The organism is Mammaliicoccus sp. I-M35, assembly GCF_022386455.1.
Taxonomy (GTDB): domain Bacteria; phylum Bacillota; class Bacilli; order Staphylococcales; family Staphylococcaceae; genus Mammaliicoccus; species Mammaliicoccus sciuri_A.
In genome coordinates, this window is record NZ_JAJNIL010000009.1 from 139,001 (window position 1) to 148,483 (window position 9,483).

Consider the following 9,483-nt stretch of genomic DNA (forward strand, 5'->3'; position numbering starts at 1 on the left):
ATGAAAAAAGTATTAGTAGCATGTGGTGGAGCAGTAGCAACTTCGACGGTAGCAGCAAATAAAATTAAAGATTTATTAAAGAAAGAGAATATTCAAGCTGATGTACAACAATGTAGAGTGAGTGAATTATCATCAAAAGCTCAAAATGTAGACTTAATTGTTACAACAGCAAAAGTAGATAGGGATTATGGAGTACCAGTTATACACGGTATTGCATTTATATCTGGTGTAGGTATTGATAAAACAAATGAACAAATTATTGACGCACTAAAATAAATAGAACTTGGGGGTGTTAAAATATGGCAGTAATTGAATATATTCTTGATCTTGGTCCAACAGTAATGTTGCCCCTTGTCATATTCATTATTGGTTTAATTTTGAGACAAGGCATAGGGAAGTCTCTACGTTCAGGTATTACTGTAGGTGTAGGATTTGTAGGTGTTAACTTAGTTATTAGTTTGTTAACAGATAATCTAGGACCAGCTGCTCAAGAAATGGCAGAAAGGTTTAATTTAGGATTATCAGTTGTAGATGTAGGTTGGCCAGGAGCTTCTCCAATGGCTTGGTCTTCTGTAATAGGAACAGTAGCAATACCAGTTGCCATTTTAGTAAATGTGATTATGTTAGCAACAAAAATGACTAGAGTTGTTAATGTAGATATTTGGAATATTTGGCATATGACTTTTACCGGAGCTATATTGTACACAGCAACAGGTAGTTTCTGGATTGGTATTGTTGGAGTAGTTATTCATTCTGCATTTGTATATAAACTTGGTGATTGGTTTGCGCCAGTTACTAAAAATCATTTTGGTTTAGAAGGTATTGCAATACCTCATGGAAGTGGCGCATGGTCAGCTCCATTTGCTGTTGTGATAGATTCGATTATTGATCGTATTCCTAAAGTAAGAAAAATTAATTTTAATTCAAATAAGATAGAAGAAAAATTTGGCGTAATCGGTGAACCAGTTATTATTGGTGCATTTCTAGGTGTTGTTATAGGTGTGTTAGCAGGGTATTCTTCACAAGAAGTATTACAACTTGCGATTCAAATGTCTGCTGTTATGGTACTTATGCCAACAGTTGTGAAATTTATTATGGAAGGTTTAATGCCAATCGCTGACGCAGCTCGTGAAATTCTAGATAAGAGATTTCAAGGCAAAGATTTCTATATTGGTTTAGATCCAGCGTTGCTACTTGGTAATTCTCAAGTAGTAGCAGCAAGTTTATTATTTGTTCCTTTAACTTTAGTAATAGCTGTTTTATTACCAGGAAATGAAGTATTACCATTTGGTGATTTGGCAACGATAGGTTTCTTTATTTCAATGGCTGTTGGTGTCCATAAAGGTAATTTATTTAGAACTTTAATTTCAGGTATATTTATTATGGCTATCACAATTTGGATTGCGAATATGACAATTGATATTCATACAAAATTAGCAAAAGATGTTGGTTCTCTTGGAGACAAAGGACAAGTTATATCACTTGATCAAGGCGGTAGTCCAATTACATTTATACTACGTGAACTTGTATCCTTAGAAAACGCATTGCCATTACTTATAATAGGCTTGTTATATGTACTTTCTGTCATATTTACTTACTTTAAATTTAAAAAAGGAAAAATCTATCCAGATCATGAAATGGAAGGTGAACATTAATGAAATCATTATCACTAGTTGATGAAGAGAAATTTGAAATAATAGAGAAAAATATTCCTGAAATTAATGAGAACCAAGTATTAATTAAAGTAGCATATTGTGGTGTTTGCGGTTCAGATTTAGACAGATACTTCAAAGGAAAGGTTCACTTTTTCCCAATTACGTTAGGGCATGAATTTTCAGGAACAATTGAGAAAGTCGGTACAGGTGTTAAGAATTTTAATATTGATGATCGTGTTACCGCTGCACCTATTGTTCCATGTGGTAAATGTGAGTACTGTGAAAGAGGAGAATTTGCACATTGTACACATTATAGTTTTATTGGGTCAAGACAAGATGGTGCAATGGCAGAGTATGTAGCTGTAAATGCAGAGAATGTAATAAAGGTTCCAGATAAAGTGACATTAAAAGAAGCGGCTTTAATAGAGCCACTTACTGTAGCATTACACGGTGTTGAAAGAATTAACATGCATGCAGGTAGTAATGTATTGATATTTGGAGCAGGTACTATTGGAATGATGACTTTGCTTTCTGTTAAAGCATTGGGAGTAGGAAATGTAACAGTAGTGGATCTTAACTCTGAAAAACTCATTAAAGCACAAAAACTTGGTGCTGATACAGTTATTAACCCACTAGAAATAGATTTATCAGAGTATTTCCGAGAGCATGATAACCCTGAAATAGTATTCGAAACAGCAGGAGCAAGCCAAACACAATTACAAAGTATAGAGTTTGTTAAGCATTTAGGTAAAGTTGTATTTATTGGAACAGCAACAAAAAATGTGAACTTTGATCCAAAACTGTTTGAACAAATACTTAGGAAAGAAATTATTGTTACAGGATCTTGGATGTCATACTCAGCTCCATTTCCAGGTTATGAATGGACAGCTGGTTTAAATTACTTATCGCAAGGTAAAATAGATGTAAAACCTTTAATTAGTGAAGTCTTTACTTTAGAAGATAAAAGTAAACCATTTGATAGAATGATTGATAAAGAGTTACCTTCAATTAAGTACTTATATGAAATAAAATAAGTAATATAGGTAATAAAAACATCAATGCGTAAGATTTATTTCCAAGGAAATGGTGAGGTAAGTAGTATGTTTTGATGTTAAGAATAATGACTTACGTAATAATATAGTTTATTGATTTCTCGAAAAATCAATAAAAAATAGCCGTTTATGCTCGACCATAAACGACTAATGAAATATAGCATAGACTATACGCCTTAATTTTTACACTCAGCCGACCTTCCAAAGTTGCTGAGTGTTTTTTAATACTTAAATAATACCATGGGTGTATTTTGTTATCAAGAATAAAAGGTGACACTTAGATGTCATATTATATGTTTCACTTACCCCAACAACTCCTGTACAACAGCTACCATGTCATCGTGTATAACGATGTTTGCTGTAGCATCATAAGGTGTTTCGTCTTTGTTTATAATGACGAGATTTTGTCCTTCGAAGTTTGAGATCAGTCCTGCTGCGGGTTGTACGAGTAGGGATGAACCGAGTACTACGAGTGTGTCTGCTTCTCTTATTTTGTTTAATGCTTTGAATATTGTGTCTTGATCTAGCATTTCACCGTATAATACGATGTCTGGTCTAATGGTATGATCACATGATTCGCAATGGTGTAAGTGGTTATCAATAACATAAGATTTAGTATATGTTTGATGGCATTTCGTACAATAAAATCGATTTAAAGTGCCGTGCAATTCGTCTGTTTTTAGACTGCCGGCATTGCTATGAAGTCCATCTATATTCTGTGTGATGACACCGAGTGAACGATGGTCTTTTTCGAGTTGGGCTATCCATTGATGTACGATATTCGGTTGTTTATCGGTGAAGAGTAAATATTGAAAACAAAAGTCCATAAATCCTTCTGGGTCACTTTGTAAATAATCAGTGCTTAATAAATATTCAGGGGAATAGCCGTTTTCTGAGATTTGATCATATAATCCACCGAGTGAGCGGAAGTCAAGTATACCACTAGCAACCGAAATACCTGCTCCCGTAAAAAATGTAATATTTTGAGATGAATCAATGATGTTTTTAAGTTGTTGAATTTGTGTATTCACGTTTATCACTCCGGTTATAATGAATTACTTTTCTAAGTATTTAGGGAAGAATTCTGTATATAAATCAATAAATTTAAGATAGGCATCTTTAGATACATGTTCATCTACTTGATGCGCTTGGTCTACTGTACCAGGACCGTACATTATAAATGAGAAGTTCTCATCTTTAGAAACTAATAAATCAGATGCGTCGGTAACACCTGGCGATGCTTCAGTTGGAAGTGTTGTGTTTAAATGTTTTTCTCCCATTTTTACAGCTAACTCGATCAATGAATTTTGACCAGTTGTGTAAACAGGTGGTCTAGACATATACGTATCAATTTCAATATCTGTTTTATCTGTTTCTATTTGTTTTAAAATTTCATTGAAATATGAAATGAATTGATCATTATCATGTTCGGGAATCGTACGTATATTGAATTCCGACTCTGCATGTTCAGGAATTGAGTTAACTTGGTTACCACCATTGAAAATAGTCGCATTCATAATTGGTTCGCCAAGTAGTTTATTGGTTTGATTGAATTTCGTAAAGCCTTCATCTGCTTTATAAATAAATTTTACAAGCGGTGAAATGGCATTAAATCCAAGATGTGGCATTGAGCTGTGTGATGCTTTTCCTCGAGAAGTGATGCGAATATCCATTGAGCCTTTATGTGCATAAATAATTCTATCTTGGGAAGGTTCAGCAATAACGAGTGCTTCTACATCATCCATATATCCTTTGTCGTGAAATGCTTTTGCACCTTCACCAGCAATTTCTTCACCAGCCGTTGCAAGTAGACGGATTCTACCATGCTTTAATAAACCTTGATCATGTATGTCTATCATGCTGATAACAAGCGCAGCTAATCCAGACTTCATATCAGCAGAGCCACGACCAAATAAATTACCATCTACTTCAGTTAGTTTAAACGGATCATATGTCCATTTACTTTCATCACCAGCAGAAACGACATCCATATGTCCAGAAATACCTAGAATAGGACCATTTTCACCAATTTCAGCAACTAAATTTGCACGCGTTTCACTAATTTTAATGATTTCGGATTCGATGTTATGGTCTGCTAATAATTTCTGTAAGTACTCACATACTTCAATTTCATTATCATTAACAGATCGAATACTTACTATATCTCCTAAAATGTCTACTTTCTCTTGATCAGTAAATATACTCATAACCAAAACTCCATTTCTATATAGTTTTTATCTCAATTACTATTATATAGCTGAAATCTTATACTTTGAAATTAAACACATTGAGGAGATGGAGATATGTGAGTGAAGGATTTGATGAAAGTCGTGGCTTAATGTGTGAGTAAAGCCAAGAGAAAGCTGAAGTCATGGCTTAAGTACTGAATAAAGCCAAGAGATGGCTGAAGTCGTGGCTTAAGTACTGAATAAAGCCAAGAGATGGCTGAAGTCGTGGCTTAATGTGTGAGTAAAGCCAAGAGATAGCCGAAGTCGTGGCTTAATGTGTGAGTAAAGCCAAGAGATAGCCGAAGTCGTGGCTTAAGTGCAGAGTAAAGCCAAGAGATGGCTGAAGTCGTGGCTTAATGTGTGAGTAAAGCCAAGAGATGGCTCAAGTCTTGGCTTAAGTTATGAATAAAGCCAAGAGATGAGTAAAGTCATGGCTTAATGTGTGAGTAAAGCCAAGAGATTATAAAAGATGTGAGTTAAAGGCTGAACAAACTCACATCTTTCCCAAATATAAACTTCTAGACAAACTGAATTATTACATTACTATCAGCATCATCTTACTTTCGATACCATTCTTTAGCATTTTGATAAAATATTTTATGAGCTGCGGCTTCGTCAAATGTATCTTGAACGAGTTGGATATCTTCAGAAGTAAAGCGTTTAGGTGCACGTGTTGATGGTAAATCTGTACCAAACATTAGTGCATCTGGATTAGCATGATAAATTTCTTTCAATGTATCTTGTACATTTAAATCAACTCTACTGAAACCTGTTGCTTTTACATGAACGCCTTTGTCGACTAATCTTAAAAGGTTTGGAAGACCTTCCTTAGACAGACCGAGGTGATCAATGGATACGGCTGGTAAAGATAATATCGTTTCTTCAATGTCTGGTAAATTTTTTGAATCAATATACAATTCACTGTGCCATCCTACTAAGTCATGTACACGTTTCGCGAAATCACTTAAATGTGCTAAGTCCTCTGATCCACCACGTTTAACATTAAATCTTAAAGCACGAACGCCTTTGTCATTCAAAGAAACAATTTCTTCATCTGAAACACTATAAGGCAATTGGGTCACTCCACAGAATTTAGGACCTAAGTCACTTAGTGCTTTAAGTAAATATTGTTGATCAAACCCTTGAAAAGAACCGGATACAATTGCACCACCAGCAATATTCATATTTTGTGTTTCTTCTTGATAATCCTCAGTTAGATAACTCGGTGGCATATAGCCGTTATTCTCTTTTACTTCATAATTAAAATCAATAATATGAAAATGTGCATCAAAAATCTTCATCAAAAATTCCCCCTTTTAAAATCACTATACTATACGAGAAACAAGTTAAATAATATCAATTCATTATGATAGGTTATTTGGAAACGTTATAGAAAAACATCACAATTGTTGTTTTTAAAATATAAAATCATTAAAGAAGTTAATTTGTAAATAAAAACGTTTATAAAATAAGTTTGACAAAACTAGTAATGATAACATTTTAAAAAATATTTTAAAATTTTTTCAAAAATAACTACCATTAGTTAGGTATAAATAGTATAATATGTAAACTTGAGTGAAACATAATTAACAACAGAATATTTATAAATAGTGAAGGGAAAAAGAAAGATGAGAAAAATAAAACGGGATCTTAAATTTTCTATTAGAAAGTTCAAAGTAGGTATTGGTTCAGTTGCAATCGGGGCGATATTTTTAATCTCTAGTAATGGAGAAGTAGAAGCAGCTAAACTTACGAACGAAAGCCAAACGACAATTAAGGGTACAGAGCAACAAGAAAGTAAACAAGAAGAAGTAACGGGAACAAAACAGGGAAATGAACAGACGATACAAGATACAGAGCAAGTAGAAACAAAAGAAGTACCAGAAGTGCAAGAATCTGAAGTTCAAGAACCGGTAGCAGAAGAGTCGCAAGAAACAGAAGAATCACAGCAAGTTGAAACGGCTGCTACTAAAGAAATAGAAACGACAGATGTTAATGAAAAACAAGAAGCACCAAAAGAACAAGAACCAAAAGAAACGCTTAATGAAGAAACAGAAGTGTCAGAACCAAAGGGAACTGAAACAAAAGAAACAATTACAGATACAAAACAGGGAACAGAAGAACAAAATTCATCTCAAGTAAGTAATAAACAAGAAGTACAAGAACCTAAACAAAAGCAATCAGAAACACCAGTAAGTAAAGAACAAGAAGTTTCTGAAACAACAAAACCGGAAAAGTCAGAAACAAACACTCAAGTAAGCAATACAACTCAACCTGAAGTGACAGAAACGAAGACTACTAAAAAGGTCGCAAGTGTTAAAGCGAATACGCAAAGTATGAAAGTAGCTAATGTAGCTGCTACAAACGCAGATAAATCTAACACATCAACAGTAACAAAAGATAATTTCACAGATTATTTCAAGTTAAACGGGGATGCAAAGTACGATAAAAATACTGGCATAGTAACTCTAACTACAGATGAACCAAGTAAAAAAGGTAGTTTTTCTTTAAATAGTAAAATTGATATGTCCCAAAGCTTTAAATTAAAAGGGAAAGTAAATTTAGGGAATAAGAATGCAGCTAATAAAGGTGCTGATGGAATCGGTATTGTATTCCATCCAAATTCGATTAACGATATAGGTTCATATGGTGGAGGACTTGGTATCGGCGGACTGCCTAAAGCATTTGGATTTAAGTTAGATACTTGGTATAACGGATCGGGAGAAGCTACATTTGTACCAGACCCTGAAGAATTTGGTAAAAATCGTACAAAAACAATGGGGGCATTCGTATCTACAGATAAAAGCAACATGGCAGTTACAGATGAAGATACAATGCAATTTGTTGGTGGACCAATTCAAAATAAATTTACTGATATATTAGTCGAATATGACGGTAAAACAAAAATAATGAAAATTACGTATACAGATACTCAAAATAAGTCTTACGATTTCATTAAAGATATGACTGAATATATCGATCCTAATCAAAGTTATACGCTAGCTTTATCAGGGTCTACAGGTGCATACACAAACAGACAAGAATTCCAAATTACCGAATTTACATATGTAGCAAGAGGTGTTGCTAATGTGAAATATGTAGATAAAGATACAGGAAAAGAAATAGCACCTGCGATTGAGTATGAAGGTGATATTAAAGGGAAAGCAACAATAGATAATAAAAAGAATGCTTTATATAATCAGGGGTATGATTTTGTAAATGTGACAGCATCGTATGAAACTCAATTTGATAGACAAACAGATACAGTAACGTTTACAACAAGTGGTCAAAATATTGTATATTACTTTGTTAAAGCAAACGGACAAGTTATTTCTAAGTATGTAGATGAGAATGGAAACAAAATTCAAGAACCAACAACTTTAAAAGGCAAAGTAGGAGAAGACTATAGTTCGACACATCCAAGCGAAATAGAAGGATATGATTATTTAAGAACAGAAGGCAACCCAACGGGAGAATATTCAAGAGATAATCAAACAGTGACGTACGTGTATCAAAAAGCAGACGGTCATGTAACAGTGAGATATGTAGATGAGAATGGAAACAAAATTCAAGAACCAACAACTTTAAATGGCAAAGTGGGAGAAGATTATAGTTCAACACATCCAGAGCAAATCAATGAATACAATTATCTAGAAACAGAAGGTACCCCAGAGGGTAAATATTCGAGAGACAATCAAACAGTGACGTACGTGTATCAAAAAGCAGACGGTCATGTAACGGTAAGATATGTAGATGAGAATGGTAATTCGGTACAACCAGATACAGTATTGAATGGCAAAGTAGGAGAAGACTATAGTTCGACACATCCAAGCGAAATAGAAGGATATGATTATTTAAGAACAGAAGGCAACCCAGATGGTGAATATTTAAGAGACAATCAAACAGTGACGTATGTGTATCAAAAAGCAGACGGTCATGTAACAGTAAGATATGTGGATGAGAATGGAAACAAAATTCAAGATCCAACAACTTTGAATGGCAAAGTGGGAGAAGATTATAGTTCGACACATCCAACTCAGATTAATGAATACAATTATCTAGAAACAGAAGGTAACCCAGAGGGTAAATATTCGAGAGACAATCAAACAGTGACGTACGTGTATAAAAAAGCAGACGGTCATGTAACAGTGAGATATGTGGATGAGAATGGAAACCCAGTACAACCAGACACAGTATTGAATGGCAAAGTAGGAGAAGACTACACTTCAACGCATCCAGAACAAATCAATGAATACAATTATTTAGGAACAGAAGGTAATCCAACGGGAGAATATTTAAGAGATAATCAAACAGTGACATATGTGTATAAAAAAGCAGACGGTCATGTAACGGTGAGATATGTAGATGAGAATGGCAACTCAGTACAACCAGATACAGTATTGAATGGCAAAGTAGGAGAAGATTATAGTTCAACACATCCAGAGCAAATCAATGAGTACAATTATCTAGAAACAGAAGGCAACCCAACGGGAGAATATTCAAGAGATAATCAAACAGTGACGTACGTGTATCAAAAAGCAGACGGTC

7 protein-coding genes are annotated in these 9,483 nt (G+C 34.3%); 4 read left to right on the forward strand and 3 right to left on the reverse strand.

Annotated features, from left to right (window positions below):
* The 3 genes from gatB to LQ679_RS11300 are packed head-to-tail and all read left to right on the forward strand — an operon-like array spanning window position 1 to window position 2,689.
* Window positions 1-276: a PTS galactitol transporter subunit IIB gene (gatB, locus tag LQ679_RS11290; RefSeq protein ID WP_232173984.1), complete on the forward strand. Its 276-nt coding sequence runs from the start codon at window positions 1-3 to the stop codon at window positions 274-276.
* 23 nt (window positions 277-299) lie between these two features.
* Window positions 300-1,655, forward strand: a complete 1,356-nt coding sequence (locus tag LQ679_RS11295) for a PTS galactitol transporter subunit IIC (protein ID WP_239762901.1) — start codon at window positions 300-302, stop codon at window positions 1,653-1,655.
* Window positions 1,655-2,689, forward strand: coding sequence for a galactitol-1-phosphate 5-dehydrogenase (locus tag LQ679_RS11300; RefSeq protein WP_239762904.1), 1,035 nt, complete (start codon window positions 1,655-1,657; stop codon window positions 2,687-2,689). Before LQ679_RS11295 ends, LQ679_RS11300 begins: the two co-directional genes overlap by 1 nt.
* 320 nt (window positions 2,690-3,009) lie before the next feature.
* Here LQ679_RS11300 and LQ679_RS11305 read toward each other — a convergent pair whose 3' ends face one another.
* From LQ679_RS11305 to LQ679_RS11315, 3 genes are all read right to left on the reverse strand, one after another.
* The gene (locus LQ679_RS11305; protein WP_239762907.1) at window positions 3,010-3,738 is read right to left on the reverse strand and encodes an NAD-dependent protein deacylase; all 729 of its coding nucleotides are present in this window, start codon (window positions 3,736-3,738) and stop codon (window positions 3,010-3,012) included.
* 24 nt (window positions 3,739-3,762) lie between these two features.
* The gene (locus LQ679_RS11310) at window positions 3,763-4,914 is read right to left on the reverse strand and encodes an ArgE/DapE family deacylase (RefSeq protein ID WP_239762910.1); all 1,152 of its coding nucleotides are present in this window, start codon (window positions 4,912-4,914) and stop codon (window positions 3,763-3,765) included.
* A 578-nt stretch (window positions 4,915-5,492) separates the two neighbouring features.
* Window positions 5,493-6,236 (reverse strand): amidohydrolase family protein, encoded by a 744-nt coding sequence (locus tag LQ679_RS11315; RefSeq protein ID WP_037590256.1) that lies wholly within the window; start codon window positions 6,234-6,236, stop codon window positions 5,493-5,495.
* Window positions 6,237-6,563: 327 nt separating this feature from the next.
* Here LQ679_RS11315 and LQ679_RS11320 point away from each other — a divergent pair.
* Window positions 6,564-9,483: MucBP domain-containing protein (locus tag LQ679_RS11320; RefSeq protein ID WP_239762912.1), on the forward strand; the 2,920-nt coding region annotated here is incomplete at its 3' end.